18 protein-coding genes and 1 tRNA gene are annotated in these 19,541 nt (G+C 60.6%); 5 read left to right on the top strand and 14 right to left on the bottom strand.

The window, feature by feature from the left end:
* Positions 1 to 118 precede the first annotated feature (118 nt).
* The gene (locus AC2CGI_RS03075) at positions 119 to 2,149 is read left to right on the top strand and encodes an S-type pyocin domain-containing protein (RefSeq protein WP_275543232.1); all 2,031 of its coding nucleotides are present in this window, start codon (positions 119 to 121) and stop codon (positions 2,147 to 2,149) included.
* A 15-nt stretch (positions 2,150 to 2,164) separates the two neighbouring features.
* Entirely contained in the window at positions 2,165 to 2,440 is a 276-nt protein-coding gene (locus AC2CGI_RS03070) for a hypothetical protein (RefSeq protein ID WP_071796825.1), read from the top strand.
* A 167-nt stretch (positions 2,441 to 2,607) separates the two neighbouring features.
* On the opposite strand, the gene AC2CGI_RS03065 is transcribed toward AC2CGI_RS03070, so the two are convergent.
* From AC2CGI_RS03065 to AC2CGI_RS03040, 6 genes are all read right to left on the bottom strand, one after another.
* Positions 2,608 to 3,660: an NAD(P)H-dependent flavin oxidoreductase gene (locus tag AC2CGI_RS03065; RefSeq protein WP_130054809.1), complete on the bottom strand. Its 1,053-nt coding sequence runs from the start codon at positions 3,658 to 3,660 to the stop codon at positions 2,608 to 2,610.
* Positions 3,661 to 3,756: 96 nt separating this feature from the next.
* Entirely contained in the window at positions 3,757 to 5,367 is a 1,611-nt protein-coding gene (locus tag AC2CGI_RS03060) for an MFS transporter (RefSeq protein WP_015378461.1), read from the bottom strand.
* The gene (locus AC2CGI_RS03055) at positions 5,360 to 5,785 is read right to left on the bottom strand and encodes a DoxX family protein (RefSeq protein ID WP_004928622.1); all 426 of its coding nucleotides are present in this window, start codon (positions 5,783 to 5,785) and stop codon (positions 5,360 to 5,362) included. The genes AC2CGI_RS03060 and AC2CGI_RS03055 overlap by 8 nt, the downstream gene beginning before the upstream one ends.
* 9 nt (positions 5,786 to 5,794) lie before the next feature.
* Positions 5,795 to 6,625: an alpha/beta fold hydrolase gene (locus AC2CGI_RS03050; protein WP_015378462.1), complete on the bottom strand. Its 831-nt coding sequence runs from the start codon at positions 6,623 to 6,625 to the stop codon at positions 5,795 to 5,797.
* 142 nt (positions 6,626 to 6,767) lie between these two features.
* A complete protein-coding gene (locus AC2CGI_RS03045) occupies positions 6,768 to 8,165 on the bottom strand; it encodes an MFS transporter (protein WP_076740660.1) in 1,398 nt (465 codons plus the stop codon).
* A gap of 171 nt (positions 8,166 to 8,336) precedes the next feature.
* A complete protein-coding gene (locus AC2CGI_RS03040) occupies positions 8,337 to 9,527 on the bottom strand; it encodes a sugar transporter (protein ID WP_031300703.1) in 1,191 nt (396 codons plus the stop codon).
* A 260-nt stretch (positions 9,528 to 9,787) separates the two neighbouring features.
* Here AC2CGI_RS03040 and AC2CGI_RS03035 point away from each other — a divergent pair, with 260 nt between their 5' ends.
* Positions 9,788 to 10,474 (top strand): aspartyl/asparaginyl beta-hydroxylase domain-containing protein, encoded by a 687-nt coding sequence (locus tag AC2CGI_RS03035; protein WP_041922355.1) that lies wholly within the window; start codon positions 9,788 to 9,790, stop codon positions 10,472 to 10,474.
* 17 nt (positions 10,475 to 10,491) lie between these two features.
* Here the strand turns inward: AC2CGI_RS03035 and AC2CGI_RS03030 are convergent, their stop codons facing one another.
* Positions 10,492 to 11,424: an aromatic alcohol reductase gene (locus AC2CGI_RS03030; RefSeq protein WP_076740659.1), complete on the bottom strand. Its 933-nt coding sequence runs from the start codon at positions 11,422 to 11,424 to the stop codon at positions 10,492 to 10,494.
* Positions 11,425 to 11,510: 86 nt separating this feature from the next.
* Between AC2CGI_RS03030 and AC2CGI_RS03025 the strand changes: the two genes are divergently transcribed.
* Positions 11,511 to 11,933 (top strand): winged helix-turn-helix transcriptional regulator, encoded by a 423-nt coding sequence (locus tag AC2CGI_RS03025; protein WP_076740658.1) that lies wholly within the window; start codon positions 11,511 to 11,513, stop codon positions 11,931 to 11,933.
* Between the two features lie 30 nt (positions 11,934 to 11,963).
* Here AC2CGI_RS03025 and AC2CGI_RS03020 read toward each other — a convergent pair whose 3' ends face one another.
* From AC2CGI_RS03020 to AC2CGI_RS03000, 5 genes are all read right to left on the bottom strand, one after another.
* The gene (locus AC2CGI_RS03020) at positions 11,964 to 12,680 is read right to left on the bottom strand and encodes an ABC transporter ATP-binding protein (RefSeq protein WP_015378467.1); all 717 of its coding nucleotides are present in this window, start codon (positions 12,678 to 12,680) and stop codon (positions 11,964 to 11,966) included.
* Complete coding sequence (locus AC2CGI_RS03015) at positions 12,677 to 13,552, bottom strand: ABC transporter ATP-binding protein (RefSeq protein ID WP_004928596.1); 876 nt, start codon at positions 13,550 to 13,552, stop codon at positions 12,677 to 12,679. Before AC2CGI_RS03015 ends, AC2CGI_RS03020 begins: the two co-directional genes overlap by 4 nt.
* Entirely contained in the window at positions 13,549 to 14,835 is a 1,287-nt protein-coding gene (gene livM, locus AC2CGI_RS03010) for a high-affinity branched-chain amino acid ABC transporter permease LivM (RefSeq protein WP_049187882.1), read from the bottom strand. The genes AC2CGI_RS03015 and livM overlap by 4 nt, the downstream gene beginning before the upstream one ends.
* 10 nt (positions 14,836 to 14,845) lie before the next feature.
* Positions 14,846 to 15,760, bottom strand: coding sequence for an ABC transporter permease subunit (locus AC2CGI_RS03005; RefSeq protein ID WP_004928592.1), 915 nt, complete (start codon positions 15,758 to 15,760; stop codon positions 14,846 to 14,848).
* A gap of 123 nt (positions 15,761 to 15,883) precedes the next feature.
* Positions 15,884 to 17,002 carry a branched-chain amino acid ABC transporter substrate-binding protein gene (locus AC2CGI_RS03000; protein WP_015378469.1) on the bottom strand — a complete coding sequence of 373 codons (1,119 nt, stop codon included), beginning with the start codon at positions 17,000 to 17,002 and terminating at the stop codon, positions 15,884 to 15,886.
* Positions 17,003 to 17,435: 433 nt separating this feature from the next.
* Between AC2CGI_RS03000 and AC2CGI_RS02995 the strand changes: the two genes are divergently transcribed.
* Positions 17,436 to 17,511, top strand: a tRNA-Asn gene (locus AC2CGI_RS02995).
* Positions 17,512 to 17,702: 191 nt separating this feature from the next.
* Here the strand turns inward: AC2CGI_RS02995 and AC2CGI_RS02990 are convergent.
* On the bottom strand, positions 17,703 to 18,830 hold the full coding sequence (locus AC2CGI_RS02990) for an NADH-dependent flavin oxidoreductase (RefSeq protein WP_021505879.1): 1,128 nt from the start codon (positions 18,828 to 18,830) through the stop codon (positions 17,703 to 17,705).
* Positions 18,831 to 18,880: 50 nt separating this feature from the next.
* Complete coding sequence (locus tag AC2CGI_RS02985) at positions 18,881 to 19,531, bottom strand: flavodoxin family protein (protein WP_076740657.1); 651 nt, start codon at positions 19,529 to 19,531, stop codon at positions 18,881 to 18,883.
* Positions 19,532 to 19,541: the final 10 nt, after the last annotated feature.

Genomic DNA, 19,541 nt, shown 5'->3' with positions numbered 1-19,541 from the left:
GAAGGAAACGTCAAGGCGGTGTAAATGCAGAAGCTGCTTCCCGGTTCAGTAATGTCTGCGTTATTCGCAGCTCGGTAGCGCGTCGATTACATCGTTCTATTTGAAGAGGGATCGGATTATGACACGATATGAAGATACAACGCAGTATGAACGCGATGTAATGACTTCAATGGGATACAACTGGAATGGACATGGGTGGCAACGAGGGTTTGACTTATCAGATAACAATATGGTTGTAGAAGCATGGGTTGGCGAGGGTTTACCTGATAGACAGAAGGAATTAAGTAGTATTACCCATATCTGGGATCAAAAAATTTCCGATATTAATAAACCGATAAGTGCTTTTGATCCTGAAGATGATGATATCAGGCCATTCAGCAATGAAGCGAAAGAGAGTTATCGTGAGGATTCGGACAAAGCCATTCAGTTTTACGCTAATAAAGTCAATGAAATTGACAACCAAATTAAAGAAATTCAAAAGGATATTGATGCATTAAGCAAGAAAGCTGAAAGCAGTCAACTTAGTGAATTCGAGAGAGCAAGTATAAAAGTAATTATTAGCAAATTAAAGGTAAGTAAAGAACGTCTTACCATTCTTCGAAACGAAGCTAATAAAAGGAAAGTACATCAGGAATATTTAAAACTGAATAATGAAAGCTGGTTCTTCTCTAGAGAAAAACCTACGCCCTGGGTTAGGGAGCAGCAATCATTGACTAGAAAAGAGATGGGTAACAAACTGGAAGAGGAGAAGAGAATACAATTAGAAATTGACGCAGCTAAACAAAATATTGAACATTTAGAAAGTGAACTGCGCGAGAAGGAAGAGGATGTCCGCAAAGCCGATGAGGCTCATAAGGCCGAGGAAGCCCGCAAAGCCGAAGAGGCCCGCAAAGCTGAGGCTGTACGGAAAGCATTGTTCGCCAAAGCCGGCGTACTGGACGCCCCGGTCTATACACCCGACATGATAAAAGCGGCCAATGCCGCGTTGGCCACGGCCGGGGTCATGGTGCTCAACCGCGCGGGCGGTATGGTACAATTATCGACATGGGGCAACAGTGTGATGACCACCGCCAGTGAGCTGGCCGGCTGGGTATCCAGTGCCGTGTGGCGCGGCGCGGTGGAAGTGTCCCGGATTGCCACGCTCAGTGCGGTAGCTCCGGCAGTCGGCGCCTTCGTTGTCGGGTTCTGGCCGGGGAAAGCCGGTGAAAGTCAGAGCGATATTGATAAATTGCTGGGTCGTGATTTGACACAGATGTTTACCGTTCCGGCCAGCCTGGTTGCCGCAGGGAAAACACAAATTAAGCCGGAAATGACCACGGTCGATTTGCCGGTGCGCGGGTTTATTCGCCGAGGGAATAACGGTCAGCAAGAGGTAATACTGGTCAAAACAGGAACGGGCGGCGTCTCCGCTACTGTGCCGGTGTATCGGCCGGTTCGCGATGAAAAAACCGGCCTGGACCGGATAACCTTGCCGGCGGTGGCCGGTGCGCCGGGGCGAACCATTTTGATAAACCCGGGCGCTGCCCCGTCGGGTCCGTGGCATACCGGCAATCCTGCGCCTGCAGCGCCGGTAACGCCGGTGCATACCGGTACGGAGATAAAGCAGGCCGACAGCATCGTCACGACGACGTTCCCTGCAGATAACATGCCACTGCAGGATTTTATCTACTGGCAGCCTGATGCAACGGGGACCGGCGTTGAGCCTGTCTATGTCATGCTCAGTGGTATCTATGGTGAAACCAACGCTAAAGGGCAATACAGTGGTCGCGACTACAACACGGACAAGGCCGGTGGGCCAATTCAGAATCTGGACTGGAAAACCGCCACCATTGACCGCGCCGGCGTGGACAAGGTGAAGCTGCATACCGGGCGGTTTGGCGAATCTCCCGATAACAAGGTGATGATTGACCGCCTGGAAAAAATCCTGAAGGGAGCAGTACAGCCCACCGATACCGACAAGCGTTTTTACACCCACGAAATCAGGGAATTGGAGCGTTATAGAGCAATTGGTGTTCCTGATGGAATATCACCTGATGACGATGGTGCTACGTGGAATAACACTCATACGGCGACGTTGGAAGATTACAAATTAAGTAGCGATCGCTCTCTGTTATATACACCAGAAGCATTAAAAGCTGGTGATGAATAAATCTAGAGGCTATATATGATTGATTTTAAACCTATGTTTGAAAATGAACAAATCCGAGACATAGTTTTATTCTTGTCGGGACGAAAAGAAAACGGGATATCTCATCCTCAATTAGATGGGTATTGCACTATGTATGGTAATAAACGTATATCAAACATTGAACTGATTTCATTAGTGAAAAGTATGCGAGAAAAAGGGGATGTATCATCTAATGGAAAAGGTGGCTATAAAAGAGGTCCAAACTGGAAAGAACCTGCATTCGTAACCGAGAAAAAATACGGTATTGAGTAATTACCAGTGCCTTCCATAAGTGCGTTTTAAGCAGCGTCCAACAAACAAGAGTTTGTTGGACGTTTTCGTTGATAGCTAATTCCACGCCAGATTGGTTTTCAGTCCAGCCCAGGGTCAGAAAACAACGGTTTTGGCTCCGTTGCTCCCCCCAAATCGCGCAGACGAGCTCACACCACTTCCAGCTCCGCCGCCAGGGTGGCGACCAGCTCCGCCGCCGGCATCGGCCGCGCCAGGCCGACACCCTGCCCGGCCCACAGCGACATAAACTCCCCGCGCCCGGCCTTGGCCGCCGCCTGGCGGATATCGCCGGTGAGCGCGTTCTGCACCGGATAAGGCAGGATCTGCGCCTCTTCCGCGCGCATCTGCCGCATGAAATCATTGACGATGCCGCGCGCCGGGCGGCCGCTGAAGGCGCGCGTCAGGCGCGTGCTGTCATCGCCGGCGTTGCTCAGCGCCGCCCGCCAGGCTTCGGCGATGCCCGACTCCGGGCTGCACAGAAACGCGGTGCCGAGCTGCGCCGCCTGCGCGCCCAGCAATTGCGCCGCCGCGATGCCGCGCCCGTTCATGATGCCGCCCGCAGCGATCACCGGGATTTTCACCGCCGCCACCACCTGCGGCAGCAGGGCCATCAGCCCGACGCAGGATTGTTCGATATCGCCGAGGAAGGTCGGGCGGTGGCCGCCCGCCTCCGAGCCTGAGACGCAAACGAAGTCGGCGCCCGCCTCTTCCCAGGCGCGGGCTTCCGCCACCGTGGTGGCGGTGCCGATCACCCGTGAACCGGCCTTCTTGAACTGCGTGACCGTGGCGCGCGGCAGCACACCAAAGGTGAAGCTGACCACCGGCGGCGCAGCCTCCAGCAAGGCTGCGATCTGGTCGCGGTTGTTTTCGGCGAATTGAGTGGGGATCGGCGGCTCGCTCAGCCCCAGCGCTTCGCGGAACGGCCGCAGCAGGTGCTGGGCGCGCTTCAGTTCGGCGAGATCCGGGTGCTGCTCATTGAGCAGAAACAGATTGATGTTGAACGGCGCGGCGGTCTGCGCGCGGATCTGCTGCACACGTTCGAGGATCAGCGCCGGTGAAAACAGCGCCGCCGCGCACGATCCCAGCGCCCCGGCGTTGCTCACCGCCACCGCCAACGCCGGCGGTGACGCGCCGTTCATCGGCCCCTGAACGATCGGATAGCGCAGCCCAAGCTCGCGGGCAAAAGCAGAAGGTGCCGTCATCAATGTGTCTCCCTGTACTGACTACATTCGTCTTACGGCGGCCGCGCCGCCGAACCGACCAAAAGCATAGCACCTTCTCACCGCCTGGCCGTGCAGTTAATGCTTCACCTGCCGCCTGTCCAACGACAGGAAGTGATGCACCACCGGTTTCTCCGGGCCGATATGGAAGCGCAGCGCCTCCTGCTGCAGATCGGCGTCGGCGTGCGACACCCGCTGGTGCTGCCGCAGATGCTCCGCCCAGGACTCCACCAGGAACCACTCCATGATGCATTCCGGATCGCCGGTATGCTCGGTGATACCCCAGGCGTAAGCGCCATCGCGGCGGCGCGCCCGCTCCAGCATCAGCAGCGTGCGCAAGAACTGCGGGCGATCCTGTTCGCGGATGCGGTACTCCACCTGAATCATTACCGGGCCGCGATCGTTTTCGACCGGCGTGTTGACCAACGGTTCCGGCCAATGGTTCGACGGCTGCAGATCGGCCTCACCGGTCGGCAGACGCAGGCGGTGGAACAGCAGCCCCGCCGCCAACAGGCCGACGCCGCCGACCAGCAGCGTGGCGGCCACGCCCAGCTCCTGCGCCACCAGCCCCCACAGCAGGCTGCCCGCCGCCATCGCGCCGTTGAACACCATCAGGTAGATGGCCAGGCCGCGGCCGCGCACCCAGTTGGGCAGCACGCCCTGCGCCGCACCGTTGAGCGTGGTCAACGCGATAATCCAGCCTGCGCCCAGCACCAACAGCAGCACCACCGCCAGCCACTGCGGCGGCGCCAGCGACAGGGCCGCCATCACCGCCGCCGTCAACACCGCCGCCAGCAACACCAGCCCGTCGGCATTCAGCCGCTGACGCAGGCGCGGCAGCACAATTGCCCCGAGGATCGCCCCGGCGCCCACCGCCCCCAGCAAAACGCCGTAAAAGCCGGCGCTGCCGCCCAGCATGCGGCGCGCCACCAGCGGCAACAGCGCCCAGACCGAGCTGGAGAAGGCGAAAAATACCGCCGCCCGCAGCAGCACCACGTGCAACTCGCGGCTGGAGCGGGCATAGCGCAGGCCGGCGCGGAAGGCGCCGAAGAAGTGTTCCGACAGGCCGCTGTCCTCAACCTTCGGCCGCTTCCACCACAGCAGCGCCGCGATCACCAGCACATAGCTCATCACGTCCGCGCCGTAGGCCGCGCCGGCGCCGAAGCTGGCCAGCAGCAGCCCCCCGGCCGCCGGGCCGATGGAGCGAGCGATGTTGATGCCCAGCGAGTTCAGCGCCACGGCGTTTTTCAGCTCGGCGCGCGGCACCAGCTCCGGCACGATCGCCTGCCAGGTCGGCCCCATCAGCGCCGCGCCGATGCCGCCGACGAAGGTCAGCGCCAGCAGGTATTCCACCGTCAGCGCGCCGGTCTGCGACAGCACCAGCAGGCTGCCGCTGACGCAGGCCAGCAGAATTTGCACGAAGATCAGAAAGCGTCGCCGATCGAGAATGTCCGACAGCACCCCGGCCGGGATCGCCAGCAGGAACACCGGCAGCGTAGCGGCGGTTTGCATCAGCGCCACCGCCGAAGGGTTGCTCGACAGGTCAGTGATCAACCACGAGCTGGCGACGTCGCGCATAAAGCTGCCGACGTTGCCGAGCACCGTCGCGCCCCACAGCACCGCAAATAATGGGATTTTCAGCGGCGCGAAGCCGCCCGCCGCCGCCTTGTTTTCCGTCTGCTCAGCCATCTGTTCGCTCCTTCAAATCGTTAAATGCCACCAGCAACAGCGCGCCGGCCAGCCCAAGGTGTTCAAAAAATCCGTTCATCATCTGGCCGCGCTCCGCCCCGTCGAACTGCCAGAACGGATTGGCCATCAGCGTCGCCATCAGGGTAAAACCGGCCAGCGCCAGCGCGCCGAGCCAGCGATAAAAGCCGCTCAGGATCAGCGCCGACGCAGCCAGTTCCAGCAGCGTCACCAGCACGGCGAACAGCGCCGCCGGCTGCAGGCCGAAGTGGCTCATCTCGGCGACCGCGCCTTCGACGTTCAGCGCTTTGACCAACCCGCCCTGAATATAGGCGGCGCAAATGGCGAGCAGCAGCAGCCAGCGCACCACAGGCGCATGCAGCCGCTGTGCGCAGCGGGCGGCGATAGCAGTCAGGTTCATCGCGCCCCCTTAAAACGGCGAATTTTGGATGAAGGCCAGCAGATCGGCGTTGAAGCGATCGGGATCGATCTGCGCCAAACCGTGCGAACCGCCGGCGTAAACATTCAGCTCCGCCTGTTGCATAAGCTTAGCGGCTTTCAGCGCCGAGGCGCCGATCGGCACGATCTGATCGGCGTCGCCGTGCACCAGCAGCGTCGGCTTGTCGATCGCCAGCAGGTCGGCGGTGTAATCCACTTCGGAGAACGCGCGCACACACTCGTACTGCCCTTTCACGCCGCCCTGCATGCCCATCAGCCAGAAGTGGTCGATCAGCCCCGCATTGCTCTCCACCTCGTCGCAGTGGAGGCCATAGAACGGCACCGCCAAATCTTTGAAGAACTGCGAGCGGTTGCCCGCCACGCCGCTGCGAATGCCGTCGAAGGCCGCCATCGGCGTACCCTCAGGGTTGACCGGCGTTTGCAGCATCAGCGGCGGTACGGCGCCGACCAGCACCACCTTCGCCACCCGATCGCTGCCGTGACGGCCGATGTAGCGCGCCACTTCGCCGCCGCCGGTGGAATGGCCGACCAGGATCAGATCGCGCAGATCCAGCGTTTCGATCAGCAGGGCCAGATCGTCAGCGTATTGGTTGATGTCGTTGCCGTGCCAGGTTTGCTCCGAACGGCCGTGGCCGCGGCGATCGTGGGCGATCACGCGGAATCCGCTCTGGCCGAAAAACAGCATCTGGTTGTCCCAGGCGTCGGCGGACAGCGGCCAACCGTGGGAGAACAGGATCGGCTGGCCGCGGCCCCAATCCTTATAGAAAATGCGTGCGCCATCGGGCGCGGTAAGGGTGCTCATGACGTGTTCCCCGCTCGGTATCGAATTGGATTTTGTACGGGTTAACAGTACGGCAGGCGTAAAGGCAGTGATAACGGAATAATTTTCGCATGATCGCGAGTTTTTTTGCTGAAGAAGCCGGCGTCGCCGCCGGCGCAAAACGTCAGATGTTTTCCAGATCGATACCGCGCGTTTTTGGGCCGAACAGCCCGATCACCAGCATCACGATCAGCATGCTGGCGACGATAAACGCGATCACCCCCAGCGAACCGCCGTACTGCAAGATAATGCCGATGATGATGCTGCTGAACACCGTCGACAGCCGGCTGAAGGAGTAGCAGAAACCGACGGCGCGGGCGCGGATATGGGTCGGGAAGATCTCGGATTGATACGAGTGGTAGCTGTAGGTCAGCCAGGCGTTGGACCAGGTGATGAAGAAACCGCACAGGATCAGCCACAGCGGGTTGTTCTGCAGTGCGAACAGCGAGCCGAAGATCACCGTCACCAGGCAGGACAACACGATCTGCCACTTGTTCTCCATCTTGTCGGCGTAGAAGCTGCACAGCAGCGAGCCCAGCGGGTAGGCCAGCGTGATAAAGAAAGCGTACAGCAGGCTGTGGGTGACCGAAGCGCCCTTGCCCGACAGCAGCGCCGGCAGCCAGTTGCCGAAGCCGAAGAAGCCGATGGCCTGAAAGAAATTCATCACTACCAGCATCAGCGTGCGATCGCGATATTGCGGCGCCCAGATGTCGCGAAAGCGGCCGCGCAGCGGCGCTCCCTCGGCATCGTCCACCGGGCGCGACGGGAAGTCCGCGGCCGCCACGCCGCAGCGCCGCTCCATGTCCCGCATCACCTGCCGGGCCTGCGCATAGCGCCGCTGTTGCACCAGCCAGCGCGGCGACTCCGGCAGCCCCTTGCGCACCAGCCAAATCACCAGCGAAGCCAGCGCGCCGGCGATCACCACATAGCGCCAGCCGCTCAGCCCCCAAATCGTCTGCGGCACCAGCCACCAGGACATCAGCGCCACCGCCGGCACCGACAGAAACTGCACGAAGAACGCGAAGGCGAAAGCCCGGGTGCGCAAGTGCGCGGGCACCCACTCCGTCAGGTAGGTATCGATGGTCACCAACTCGATGCCGAGCCCGACGCCCACCAGAAAACGCAGAAAGATCACCCATTCCGCCTGCTGTTGAAACGCCAACAGCAGCGAGAAGGTGCCATACCAGATCAGGGCGAACATAAAGGTGGCGCGCCGGCCGAAGCGATCGGCGTACGGGCTCAGCAGGCTGGCGCCGACGAACAGGCCGAGAAAGGTGGCGGAGGCAAAGGCCGCCTGATCCGACACGCCGAAAACGCCCTGCGCGCCGGTGTGGAAAATGCCGTCGGCGATAAGGCCAGTGCTGATATAGCCAGTCTGGAACAGATCGTAGAGTTCGAAAAAGCCGCCCAGCGACAGCAGAATGATAAAGCGCCACAGGCCGGCCGACGCGGGCAAGGCGTCGATTCTGGCCGCCAAATCCCGCGCATGGATTGGCGACGCCGCTACAGATTCACTCACCATTAACCTCGCATTAACATTTTTGATGACTTTCTATGCTAGCGAAGCGGCGTCGGAGTTAAATTTTTAATTAGCAGACTATGAAAAAAAGTTAAGCATAAAACGCTGCAGCAGCCTGTTTTATAGCAGGAAAATGTAGCGCGGGATGCCGCAGCGGCATCCCGAATCGGCAGGTTAACGGCTGTGGTGCTGCTGCAGCCGTTCGCTGCGGTAGACGCTCAACAGGCACCAGCCGAGGGCGATCAGCGCCAGCGGCGCGGCGACGAAGCCGATGTTGCCCATGCCCAGATGCAGGCTCACCTGGTTGCCCAGCAGCGCGCCGCTGCCGATGCCGAAGTTGTACAGGCCGGAGAAAATCGCCATCGCCACGTCGGTAGCGTCCGGCGCCAGGCTCAGCACTTTGGCCTGCATCGACAGGCCGATCGCCATGATCGCCATCCCCCAGAAGATGCACAGCACCGTCAGGTGGCCTTCACTGCCGGCCGCCGGCAACAGCAGCAGCAGGCTCAAGGCCAGCAGCGTGATGGCACCGATGAAGAAGCCGGAAGGAAACCGCTCGCTGTAGCGGCTGAACAGCAGGCTGCCGACGATGCCGGCGGCGCCGAACAGCAGCAACATCAGCGTGGTGAAGTTCTCCGACAGCCCGGCCACGGTCTGGATAAACGGCTCAATGTAGCTGTAGGCGGTGAAGTGCGCCGTCACCACAATGATGGTCAGCATGTAAAGCGCCACCAGCGCCGGGCGCTTGAACAGCAGCGGCACGCTGGCCAGCGAACCGGAATGCTCGCTTTTCAGCACTGGCAGCAGGCGCCACAGCAGCACCAGCGCCAGGGTGGCGCACACCGCGATGCCGATAAAGGTCATGCGCCAGCCGAGCAGCTGCCCGACCACCCGCCCGAGCGGCAGCCCAAGCACCATCGCCAGCGCGGTGCCGCCCGCCAGCAGGCTCAGCGCCTGGGCTTTCTTGCCTGGCGGCGCCACGCGGATCGCCAGCGAGGCGGTGATAGACCAGAACACCGAGTGCGCCAGCGCCACACCGGCGCGCGAAATGACCAGCGTGGTGAAGTTCCAGGCCACGGCGGTCAGCACGTGGCTGGCGATAAACAGCACGAACACGCCGATCAGCAACTTGCGGCGCTCAATCTTGCTGGTCAGCAGCATGCACGCCAACGAGGCGGCGGCGACGATCCAGGCGTAAATGGTAATGATCAAGCCGACCTGTTCGGTTTGCATCGAGAAGCTGGCGGCGATATCGCTCAGCAGACCGACCGGAATAAACTCGGTGGTGTTGAAGATAAAGGCCGAGACGGCGAGGATAACCACGCGCAACCAGGCGGTTGAGCGCGAAACGGGAGCGTGTTCCATGGTAAACAAAATCCGGACAGGTGCGGGCAAGTCGCGATATTTTAACCAACCGGCCCGCTAAATGCGATATACGTCACACTTTAATTGTGTGGTTTTTTTCACCGCCCATCGACACGCTCACCGACGCACGGTTGCCAAAATGCTGTGCTAATCTATTGAAGCGTACCAATTTTTCCTGCCGTTCTTCCCAGGCCGTCCACGCGCCGCGCCGAAGAAGCGCGCAGTGTCCCTTTGGCGTTTCCTGAGGCGAGGTCATTATGATGTCCGCGATTTATGATTGGTCCGTGCTCGCATTGCGCAATGTTTACGATCGCCGCATTCAGGGCAAGCCGGTGCTCGACAGCGCCGCGCTGTTCCCCGACGCCGAACGTTTCACCGCCCAATGGCGGCAGATCCGCGAAGAGGCGCTGACCGTCGCCCACGATCTGCACAATATTCCCCGTTTTCACGAGATCATGAGCCAGCAGGCGTCGATCTCCGCCAACGACGCGCGCGACTGGCGCATGTTCATCATGAAGGCCTACGGCCAGCCCATCCCCCACAACCTGGCGCGCTGCCCGACGCTGGCGGCGCTGATCGCTTCGTCGCCTGACGTGCTGTCCGCCTCGCTCTCCTTCCTGGCGCCCGGCAAACAGGTGCCGCCCCATCGCGGGCCGTTTCGCGGCATTCTGCGCGGCTATCTGGTGCTGGACATGCCCAAACGCGCCGACGGCGCGCCGGCGGCGGTGCTGAAAGTGGACGGCCGCGAATACCGGCTGCACGAGGGGGAGTTCATGCTGTGGGACGATACCTTCGAACACGAGGTGTGGAACGACAGCCCGCAGGTGCGCACCGTGCTGCTGCTGGACATCCGCCGCCGCGACATGCCCGCCGGGCTGCGGCTGCTCTCCAGCGCCATCATCGCGCTGGTGCGGCTGAACGTGCGCTGGATGCAGCGCCAGTTCTGACTGCGGCGCTCAGGCGATTAACCGCCCTGAGAAGCCAGCCACTGCTCGGCGGTGGTGGTGGCTATGCCCTGGCGCGCATTGAAGGTTTTTGCCTTATCCCAGGCCACGCCGTCGGGCCGGGCGAAAGCCAGCCGGTATTTGGCGCCGACATCATGCGGATGATTGCGCACCTCCGCCTGCAGCCGCTCTTTGTCCAACAGGATCCTGTTGACCTCCACGCCCCAGTGCGCCTGCATAAGATCGGCAAGCTCGCGGTAGGTCAGCGTGTCGCCGGCGATATAGACCACCTGGTTGCGAAACGCGGGCCGATGGAAAAAAATCGCGGCCGTAAGCCGGCCAATGTCCTCAGGGGTGGTCAGCGTCACCGCGTAGCGCCAGTCGCCCAGCGCGCGCACCGTTTTGCTTGCCGCATCCACCACGCCAAAGCCGGGGTCAAACAGGTAGCTGGTGAAAATGCCCGTGGAAACAATCACCCACTCCGTCACACGCTGCGCACGCAGCAGGTGGCGCACCTCAAGCTGTTCATCCCACACCTGTTGCCCGCTGCCTTTGCCGACAACATCGTAGTCCACGCCGAACTGCCACGGGAAGTAGCGCGCCACGCCCGCCTGCAAGACGGCCTGGGTGATCTTTATCTGCGTGCCCGCCCCGCCGACAAAGCCGCTGCAGTTGATCACCGCGTCGAAGGAACGGAATAGCGCGCTCAGCGCCTCCACGCCGTTTTGCTGCAGATCGCCTTCCACCACGGCGATGCCGAGCCGCGCCAGTTCATCCCGCCGCGCCCGGAGCGGGCTGCTGACGGCGCGTGCAGCCTCCGGCCGGAGCAGCACGCTGATTTTTAAAGATGGAGATAACCGAGCCTGCCGGCTCATCGCACGCAATACCGGCAGCCCCAGTTCACCGGCGCCGAGTATGAGCACGGTATTGATAGATGGATTTGTGGATTTCATTCTTGCCTCCTGTCTTGACACTGCGTCATCCTGACAGCTGACAAAAACGGGTTCAATTAGGTACACGCGTGATACCGGAGAGGAATATGACGAGCGATCGGGAAGCGCTGCTGCAATTTTCGCAGGCGTTCTGTGAAGAACTGAACAACGACGATGAAGGGTTGAAGCGTGAGATCCTCGCGCATGCGGGCAACCGTTGGTCGCTGGGGGTATTGCATATCCTGGGCACTCACGGGCCGCTGCGCCACGGCGAGATAAGCCGCCAACTGGCGGGCGTGACGCAGAGAATGCTGACGCGGACGCTGCGCCATCTCGAGCGGGACGGGCTGATATCGCGCTGCGATTATCAGGAGAAACTGCCCCGCGTGGTTTACACCATCACCGACGCGGGGGAAGAGATGCTGCTCAACATGCTGCCGCTCTGGTCGTGGATTATCGCCTCCGCCGACGCCTTCAGAGCGGCCCGTTCGCACTACGATGGCCAAGAGCGCAACGCCGCTGAAAAATGAACGCGGGCATCCCTGCCCGTGGGGCGGCGCTCAGCCGCCGCCCAGATAGGCCTTTCTCACCTCCGGATCGTTCAACAGTTCTTCCCCGCTGCCGGTGAGGCGGATCTGGCCGTTGACCATCACATAGCCGCGATCGGACAGTTTCAGCGCATGGTTGGCGTTTTGCTCCACCAGAAACAGCGTCATGCCGCTGCGGGTCAGTTCGCGCAGCACGCCGAAGATCTGCCGCACCACGATCGGCGCCAGCCCCAGGCTCGGCTCGTCCAGCAGCAACAGCTTCGGCCGGCTCATCAGCGCGCGGGCGATCGCCAGCATCTGCTGTTCGCCGCCGGACATGGTCATCGCCCGCTGGTTGCGCCGCTCCTTGAGGCGCGGAAACAGTTCGAACATGCGCGGCAAATCCTCTTCCAGGTAGCGATTGCCGACGGTGATGGTGCCCATCAGCAGGTTCTCCTCCACGCTCATGTCCGGAAAGATGCGCCGCCCCTCCGGCGCCTGCGCGATGCCGCTGCTGGCAACAAAGTGCGTGGAGCGGCGGCTGATGTCCTCGCCGCGAAACAGGATCTGTCCGCCGGCGATGCGCGGCTGACCGAAGATCGACATCAACAGCGTGGACTTGCCCGCGCCGTTGGCGCCGATCAGCGCCACCGTCTCCCCGGCGTTTACCTGCAGCGACACCTGGCGCAGCGCCTGGATCGGCCCGTAAAACACATCGACCTCGCGAAATTCCAACATCGCTTCGCTCATCCCGCCAGCTCCTCTTCGTCCGCGCCCAGGTAGGCGGCGATCACCGCCTCGTTGTGCTGGATCTCCTGCGGCGTGCCGCGGGCGATCACATCGCCGTGATCGAGCACGATCACCCGATCGGAGATCTCCATTACCATGCCCATGTCATGCTCGATCAACAGCACCGTGATGCCGTGATGCTGCCGCAGGAAGCGAATGATGCGGCTCAGCGTGGCCGTTTCCACCGGGTTCAGCCCGGCGGCCGGCTCATCGAGGCAGATCATCTCCGGCGCGGTGCACATGGCGCGCGCGATCTCCAGCCGCCGCTGCTGGCCGTAAGACATCTCTCCCGCCAGCCGGTTGGCGCAGCTCACCAGATCCACCACCTCCAGCCAGTAGAAGGCATGATCGAGCGCGGCGCTCTCCGCCCGGCGGTAGCCCGGCGTATTCAGCACCCCGGCGATCAGGTTACGGTTGCTCTGCATGTGCTGCGCCACCAGCAGGTTCTCCACCACCGACATTTCGCGGAACAGACGGATATTTTGGAAGGTGCGCGCCAGCCCGGCGCGGTTCACCAGGTGGGTGCCGCCGAACATCTTGTAGTAGAGGCGCGAACCGAGCCGCTTTGGACGTATCCAGTCGCCGGCGCGGAACTTCTGCCCCAGCACCTGGATCACGTCGGTCGGCCGCTTGTGGGTATTGAGCAGGATCGCGCCGCCGCTGGCGCGGTAAAAGCCGGTCAGGCAGTTGAATACCGTGGTCTTGCCGGCGCCGTTGGGGCCAATCAGCGCGGTGATGGAGCCGCGTTCCACCTCCAGATTGACGTCGTTCAGCGCTTTGATGCCGCCAAAGTGCATCATCAGGTGTTCCACCCGCAAAATGGCGTCGCTCATGGCGCCACCCCCTTGCGTTCGGCGAAGCTGGATCGGCTGATGCGCACCAGCCCGCGCGGCCGCCAGATCATCATCGCCACCATCAGCACGCCGAACAGCAGCACCCGGTATTCGGCGAAGCTGCGCAGCAGCTCCGGCGCCACCGTCAGCACGAAGGCCGCCAGCACCACGCCGAGGGTGGAGCCCATGCCGCCCAGCACCACGATCGCCAGGATCAGCGCCGACTCGAAGAAGGTGAACGAAGTCGGGTTGACGAAGCCCTGGTAGGTGGCGAAAAACACCCCCGCCAGCCCGGCGGTGGAAGCGCCGAGCATAAACGCCGACAGCTTCACCAGCACGTGATTCAGCCCCAGAGAACGGCAGGCGATCTCATCCTCGCGCAGTGCCTCCCAGGCGCGGCCGATCGGCATGCGCGTCAGCCGGTGCTTGATATACAGCACCAGCAGCACCACCAAAAACAGCACCGCGTAGATGAAAATGAACTTGAGATTCGGGTTGTAATCGATGCCGAAAAACTCGTGGATCGGCACCCCGCCGTCTTTGGCGCGCCGGCCGAACTCCAGGCCGAACACCGTCGGCGCCGGCACCGAGACGCCGTTCGGCCCGCCGGTGAGCGACATCCAGTTGTTCAGCACCAGCCGAATGATCTCGCCGAACCCCAGCGTAACGATCGCCAGGTAGTCGCCGTGCATGCGCAGCACCGGGAAGCCCAGCAATGCGCCAGCCAGCGCCGCCATCAGCGCGCCCAGCGGCAGCATCGCCCAAAACCCCAGCCCGAGATATTGGTAGCCCAGCGCCAGCCCGTAGGCGCCGATGGCGTAAAACGCCACGTACCCCAGATCGAGCAGCCCCGCCAGCCCGACCACAATGTTCAGCCCCAGGCCGAGCAGCACGTAGATCAGGCCGAGGATCGCCACCGTCAGCAGGTATTTGGTGGCGACAAACGGGAACAGCAGCGCGATCGCCGCCATCAGCGGCAGGATCCAGCGTAGGTTGGATTTATAGCCCAGCGGCCGCACGTAAACGCCGTCGTTGCCGCCGTCGAAACGCGCCAACACCCTGCGCCCCGGCGCGGTTTGCAGGAACAGGCTCAGCAGCAGCCGCCCGGCCATCACCGCGACGATGATCCACACCAGCCGGTGCGGCTCGAAGTTAAAGCTGTAGCCGTTCAGCACGATGCCGACGATCGGCCCGAACACGATCAGGGCGATCAGCCCGGCCAAAACGGCATCCAGCAGGCTGCGTTTAACGTCCAGCCCGCCGTTGATCACGGATTGCGACATGGCGTTCTCCTTAAACCTTGGCGATCAGGGGCCGGCCGAGCAGGCCCTGCGGACGGAAGATCAGGATCGCCACCAGCAACCCGAAGGAGAACACGTCCTTGTAATCCGAATTCACCATGCCGGCAAACTGCGCCTCCGCCACCCCGAGCAGCAGCCCGCCCAGCATCGCGCCCGGCAGCGATCCGATGCCGCCCAGCACCGCGGCGGTGAAGGCCTTGATGCCAATGATAAAGCCGACGTAAAAATCGAAGGTGCCGTAGTTCATGGTGATCAGCACCCCGGCCAACCCGGCCATGGCGGCGCCGATCACGAACACCAGCGAGATCACCCGATCGGTATTGATGCCGAGAATCGAGGCCATTTTGCGATCCTGCTGGGTGGCGCGGCAGATGCGCCCCAGCCGGGTGCGCTGAATGATGTAGGTGAGGATCGCCATGCCGAGCAGCGACGCCACCAGAATGAACACTTTGGTGTAGGTGATCTGCACCACGCCGCCGTCGAACTCCAGGCGGAACACGCCGCTCAGCAGCGTCGGGATACCCTGCTGGCGCGGCCCTTGGCTTATCTGCGCGTAGTTTTGCAGGATTAACGACATGCCGATGGCGGAGATCAGCGGCGCCAGGCGGGTGGAGTTGCGCAGCGGCTTGTAGGCGATGCGCTCGATTACCCAGCCGTACACCCCGGTGATGACGATGGTGAACACCAGCGTGCCGAGGATCAGCAGCGGGAACGAGTGCAGCCCGAAGAACGACAGCAGCGCCAAACCGATGGCGCACAGGTAGGCGGAGATCATATATACCTCGCCGTGGGCGAAGTTAATCATGCCGATGATGCCGTAAACCATGGTGTAGCCGATGGCGATCAGGCCATACACCGCGCCGAGGGTCAGGCCGTTGATCAGCTGTTGCAGAAAGAATACATCCATAATGAGCAGTCTCGCCTGGTAAGGCCGCCAACGCAGTCCGACGCGGCCAAAGGTCATCGCGGAACGGGCGCGCCAGGGCGGCGGCCCGTCGGTCATAGGGTCATAACTTCACGGTTCGGCCGTTTACAGTTGGTGATATTTGCCCTTGTCATCCCATTGATAGACCACGTAGTCCGAGACCTTCAGATCGCCCTTCTGGTCCCAGGCTTTCTTGCCCATCACGGTGTCCACGTCGTGTGACTTCAGCCATTCGGCGGCCTTGGCGCTGTCTTTGCCGCCGGTGGCGTTGAAGGCGGCGGCGATCGCCTGGATCGAGGCGTAGGAATAGAGGGTGTAGCCTTCCGGCTCAAAGCCGCTGGCGCGGAACTTGGCGATCACCGCCTTGCCCTCCGGGATCAGGCGCGGATCGTTGCCGAAGGTCATCAGCACGCCGTTGGTGTACTGCGGCCCGCCGGCGGCGGTCACCAGCTCTTCGGTCACCACGCAGTCGCCGGAGAAGAACTTGGCGGTCACGCCCTGCTCGCGCATCTGGCGCACCAGCGGCCCGGCTTCCGGATGGCAGCCGCCGAAGTAGACTACGTCAGGCTTGACCGAGGCGATCTTGGTCACCAGCGCGTTGAAGTCTTTCTCACCGCGCGACAGCCCCTCATACAGCACTTCCTTGACCCCGCGCTTGTTCATCGCCGCCTTCGCTGCGTCCGCCAGCCCCTGGCCGTAGGTGTCTTTATCGTGGATCACCGCGATGCGCTTGGCCTTCAGCGTATCCAACATGTAGTTGGTGGCGATCACGCCCTGCTGATCGTCGCGCCCGCACATGCGGAACATGGTCTTCATGCCGCGCTCGGTGATCTGCGGATTGGTGGAGCCGGGGGTAATGGCGATAATGCCGGCCTCGTCATACACCTCGGAGGCGGGCATGGTGGATGAGGAACAGAAGTGGCCGACCACCGCCGACACCTTGTCCTGATCCACCAGCCGGTTGGCGACCGCGACCGCCTGCTTCGGTTCGCAGGCGTCATCCCCCTGCACCAGTTTGATTTTTTCCCCTTTGATCCCGCCGGCGGCGTTGATGTCCGCCGCCGCCTGCGAAGCCCCGCGCCAATACTGATCGCCATAGGTGGCGTTCGGCCCGGAGAACGGCCCGGCGACGCCGATGACGATATCGGCCTGCGCGGAAAAAGCCGTACCTAAACAACCGATGAGCAAAGCAGCGAGCGGACTTTTTATCAATTTCGATGACATTGTTATCTTCCTCAGCACTGTTGTAGCGAAACGCCCTGGGGCGCGGATCAGTCACTTTATGTGTAGACGGGGAAAATAATTTTCTTGAGAGCGCAGTCGCATTCCCCAAAAATGGGTAAGCAAAAATCCAGCCATTGTGACGACGAATACATATTGTTTGCTTATTCATCCTACATATCAGTTGCAGCGCGGCGTGTGGCGGGGATAACCGAGAGTCTGGGCAGTGCGGCTAGCGTGAGAGGGAGAACGGCCTTGCACCATCGCCGTGCAAAGGCTTGTGCAATCGTTGTGGGCCGCAAAATCACCGCACAGCGATGGAAAATGCCGAAAAACAGCGCAAGATGTTCATTCCGCCAGCAAACGCGCTTTTATTGCAGTTTAGCGCTTTGACAAACCCCAGGCACCCCGCTATTATTCGCCCCGTTCACACGATTCCTCTGTAGTTCAGTCGGTAGAACGGCGGACTGTTAATCCGTATGTCACTGGTTCGAGTCCAGTCAGAGGAGCCATATTTAGAAAAGCCCGCTTAAGGCAACTTAAGCGGGCTTTTTGCTTTTCGGGTTATAACTCGCTGCAAGAGAGGGGTCATTCATCCAGGAATGACGACCGGTTACCTGGATCGCTAACCAGTGTTTCAATAGGGTTTACGGTGCATGTCAGCACATCATCACCGCCCCAGGGACAACATGACAATGGCGGTTCAGCTCGGGAACCAGCCTGGGGTATTTTGAATCGCTTGCCACAGTTTATGTGGGATCTGTAATTCATCCGGATCTTGCGACAAATTGAGTTTGACGTTCATGCTTCCTTCATGACCTGATTGTACTCTCTCCACCCATTGGGGATTCATAACCATCGCGCGTCCCAAAGCGACCATGGACAATCCGGCATCCAGCGCTTGCCGTGCCACGTCCGACGACGTGATTTTTCCGGCGGCCAGTATCGGTAAACGGCCGTTATTCTGCTCAATGAACCTTGCCAGCGTACCCTTTTCATCATCGTCATCCCGAGGGGTGTCCGTCAGTACATGGTGCAGCGAGATGTGCAAATAATCGATAAGCGCCTCTTCCGTCAATTGGTTCGCCAACGCCAGAGAATCATCTATACGCAGTCCCTTTTCGCCGGATTCTTCCGGAGACAACCGATACCCCAATAAGAAAGGCTGCGTAGCATGGCGTTCGATAACTCGCCGAACTTCGCGCGCCACTTCCAAGGGGAAACGCATGCGATTCTCTAGCGAACCGCCCCATTCATCCGTGCGCTGATTGAAATACGGGGAGAAAAAGTTTTGGAGCAGGAAACCATGCGCGCCATGCAATTCCACGCCATCGAACCCCGCCTCAATCGCGCGGCGAGTGGCTTCGCCAAAATCGCGGATCACAGTCAGAATTTCATCATGGCTTAACGCGCGGCCGGCTTTTTTGCCATCGTTAAACGGGCCTGCCGGTGCGGCTAGCGCACTGGCGCTAACGAGCTCGCCATCGGGGATCAAGGCCGGAACGGCTTTATTTCCCGCGTGAAAGAGTTGCAGGATCGCCGGCGCGCCGCCGCTTTTAGCGGCATCCGCCAGCCGTTTCAGGCTCGGAATAAAGCGATCGTCATAGGCCGCGAACTCATGAGTAAACCCGATGCCATTTCGCTGTACATGGGAACAGCCTGTCAGCACCAACCCAACACCGGTCGCGCGTGCCCGATAATAGGCTAACTCCGCATCTGAAATAGTTTCATCATCATTGGCTGACCAGGTGGTCATTGGGGCCATCACGATGCGATTACGCATCTCAAGACCGTTTTTAAATAAAAATGGCTGCATTAATGGATCTTTCATAACTCTCTCAGCATTTAACATTTTGATCTAAAATCAAAAATCATAAACAATCACTTCGCCAGCGGGGGTCCCAGCCAGCGATCATCGATAAATTGCAGCATCTGCTCCGGTGTGATTTGCTGCGTCATCCGCCCTCGCAGCACCGTGCGATGCTCGAAAGTTACTGCTCCCCGTGCAAGCACCTGGGCTTTAAAACGCGCGATATGCTCGTCCGAAAAGTGGCTGTTGTGGGTATTAAACAGGATGACCCGTTTACCGCTGAAATCGCTGTTCTCGATAAAAGCCCAAATCGGCGGCGCCGGGCTGTATAGCCAGATCGGCGAGCCCAACCAGAGGGTGTCAAACGGCGTCAAGTCAATCTTGGCCGGCGTTATCTCGGGCAACGCATCCTGCCGCTCTTTCAGCAAAGTGGCGTCTTTCAGCGCATACGCCAGCCCCGGCAAGCCAGGGGCATAGTTCGGCGCATCAAGCCTGAAGAGCTGTGCATCCAGGCGGTGAGCGATATGGCGAGCGGCCAGCGCCGTATTCCCTGAACGAGAAAAATAAACGACGGCGGTACGCGATGCGTTTTCTCCTGAATGCGCATGAGGCTCTATCTTGGCCAACTGGGCGGCTTGTCGATTTTCAATCAGCGTGACAGAGGCCAATACGCCCAAAATGGCCAGCAAAACGACCGTCAAACCGATGAGGGTTCCATACATAGGTAAGCGC

Source organism: Serratia sp. LSHTC3, assembly GCF_057197125.1.
Note: the sequence above shows the minus strand (reverse complement) of the source record. Positions and strands in the feature narration are given on the sequence as shown.

Excerpts from the sequence above, each read along its gene's own strand:
- AC2CGI_RS03075 (WP_275543232.1), top strand. The coding sequence starts at position 119 with ATGACACGATATGAAGATACAACGCAGTATGAACGCGATGTAATGACT.
- AC2CGI_RS03070 (WP_071796825.1), top strand. The coding sequence starts at position 2,165 with ATGATTGATTTTAAACCTATGTTTGAAAATGAACAAATCCGAGACATA.
- AC2CGI_RS03065 (WP_130054809.1), bottom strand. The coding sequence starts at position 3,660 with ATGACGGCACCTTCTGCTTTTGCCCGCGAGCTTGGGCTGCGCTATCCG.
- AC2CGI_RS03060 (WP_015378461.1), bottom strand. The coding sequence starts at position 5,367 with ATGGCTGAGCAGACGGAAAACAAGGCGGCGGCGGGCGGCTTCGCGCCG.
- AC2CGI_RS03055 (WP_004928622.1), bottom strand. The coding sequence starts at position 5,785 with ATGAACCTGACTGCTATCGCCGCCCGCTGCGCACAGCGGCTGCATGCG.
- AC2CGI_RS03050 (WP_015378462.1), bottom strand. The coding sequence starts at position 6,625 with ATGAGCACCCTTACCGCGCCCGATGGCGCACGCATTTTCTATAAGGAT.
- AC2CGI_RS03045 (WP_076740660.1), bottom strand. The coding sequence starts at position 8,165 with ATGGTGAGTGAATCTGTAGCGGCGTCGCCAATCCATGCGCGGGATTTG.
- AC2CGI_RS03040 (WP_031300703.1), bottom strand. The coding sequence starts at position 9,527 with ATGGAACACGCTCCCGTTTCGCGCTCAACCGCCTGGTTGCGCGTGGTT.
- AC2CGI_RS03035 (WP_041922355.1), top strand. The coding sequence starts at position 9,788 with ATGTCCGCGATTTATGATTGGTCCGTGCTCGCATTGCGCAATGTTTAC.
- AC2CGI_RS03030 (WP_076740659.1), bottom strand. The coding sequence starts at position 11,424 with ATGAAATCCACAAATCCATCTATCAATACCGTGCTCATACTCGGCGCC.
- AC2CGI_RS03025 (WP_076740658.1), top strand. The coding sequence starts at position 11,511 with ATGACGAGCGATCGGGAAGCGCTGCTGCAATTTTCGCAGGCGTTCTGT.
- AC2CGI_RS03020 (WP_015378467.1), bottom strand. The coding sequence starts at position 12,680 with ATGAGCGAAGCGATGTTGGAATTTCGCGAGGTCGATGTGTTTTACGGG.
- AC2CGI_RS03015 (WP_004928596.1), bottom strand. The coding sequence starts at position 13,552 with ATGAGCGACGCCATTTTGCGGGTGGAACACCTGATGATGCACTTTGGC.
- livM (WP_049187882.1), bottom strand. The coding sequence starts at position 14,835 with ATGTCGCAATCCGTGATCAACGGCGGGCTGGACGTTAAACGCAGCCTG.
- AC2CGI_RS03005 (WP_004928592.1), bottom strand. The coding sequence starts at position 15,760 with ATGGATGTATTCTTTCTGCAACAGCTGATCAACGGCCTGACCCTCGGC.
- AC2CGI_RS03000 (WP_015378469.1), bottom strand. The coding sequence starts at position 17,002 with ATGTCATCGAAATTGATAAAAAGTCCGCTCGCTGCTTTGCTCATCGGT.
- AC2CGI_RS02990 (WP_021505879.1), bottom strand. The coding sequence starts at position 18,830 with ATGAAAGATCCATTAATGCAGCCATTTTTATTTAAAAACGGTCTTGAG.
- AC2CGI_RS02985 (WP_076740657.1), bottom strand. The coding sequence starts at position 19,531 with ATGTATGGAACCCTCATCGGTTTGACGGTCGTTTTGCTGGCCATTTTG.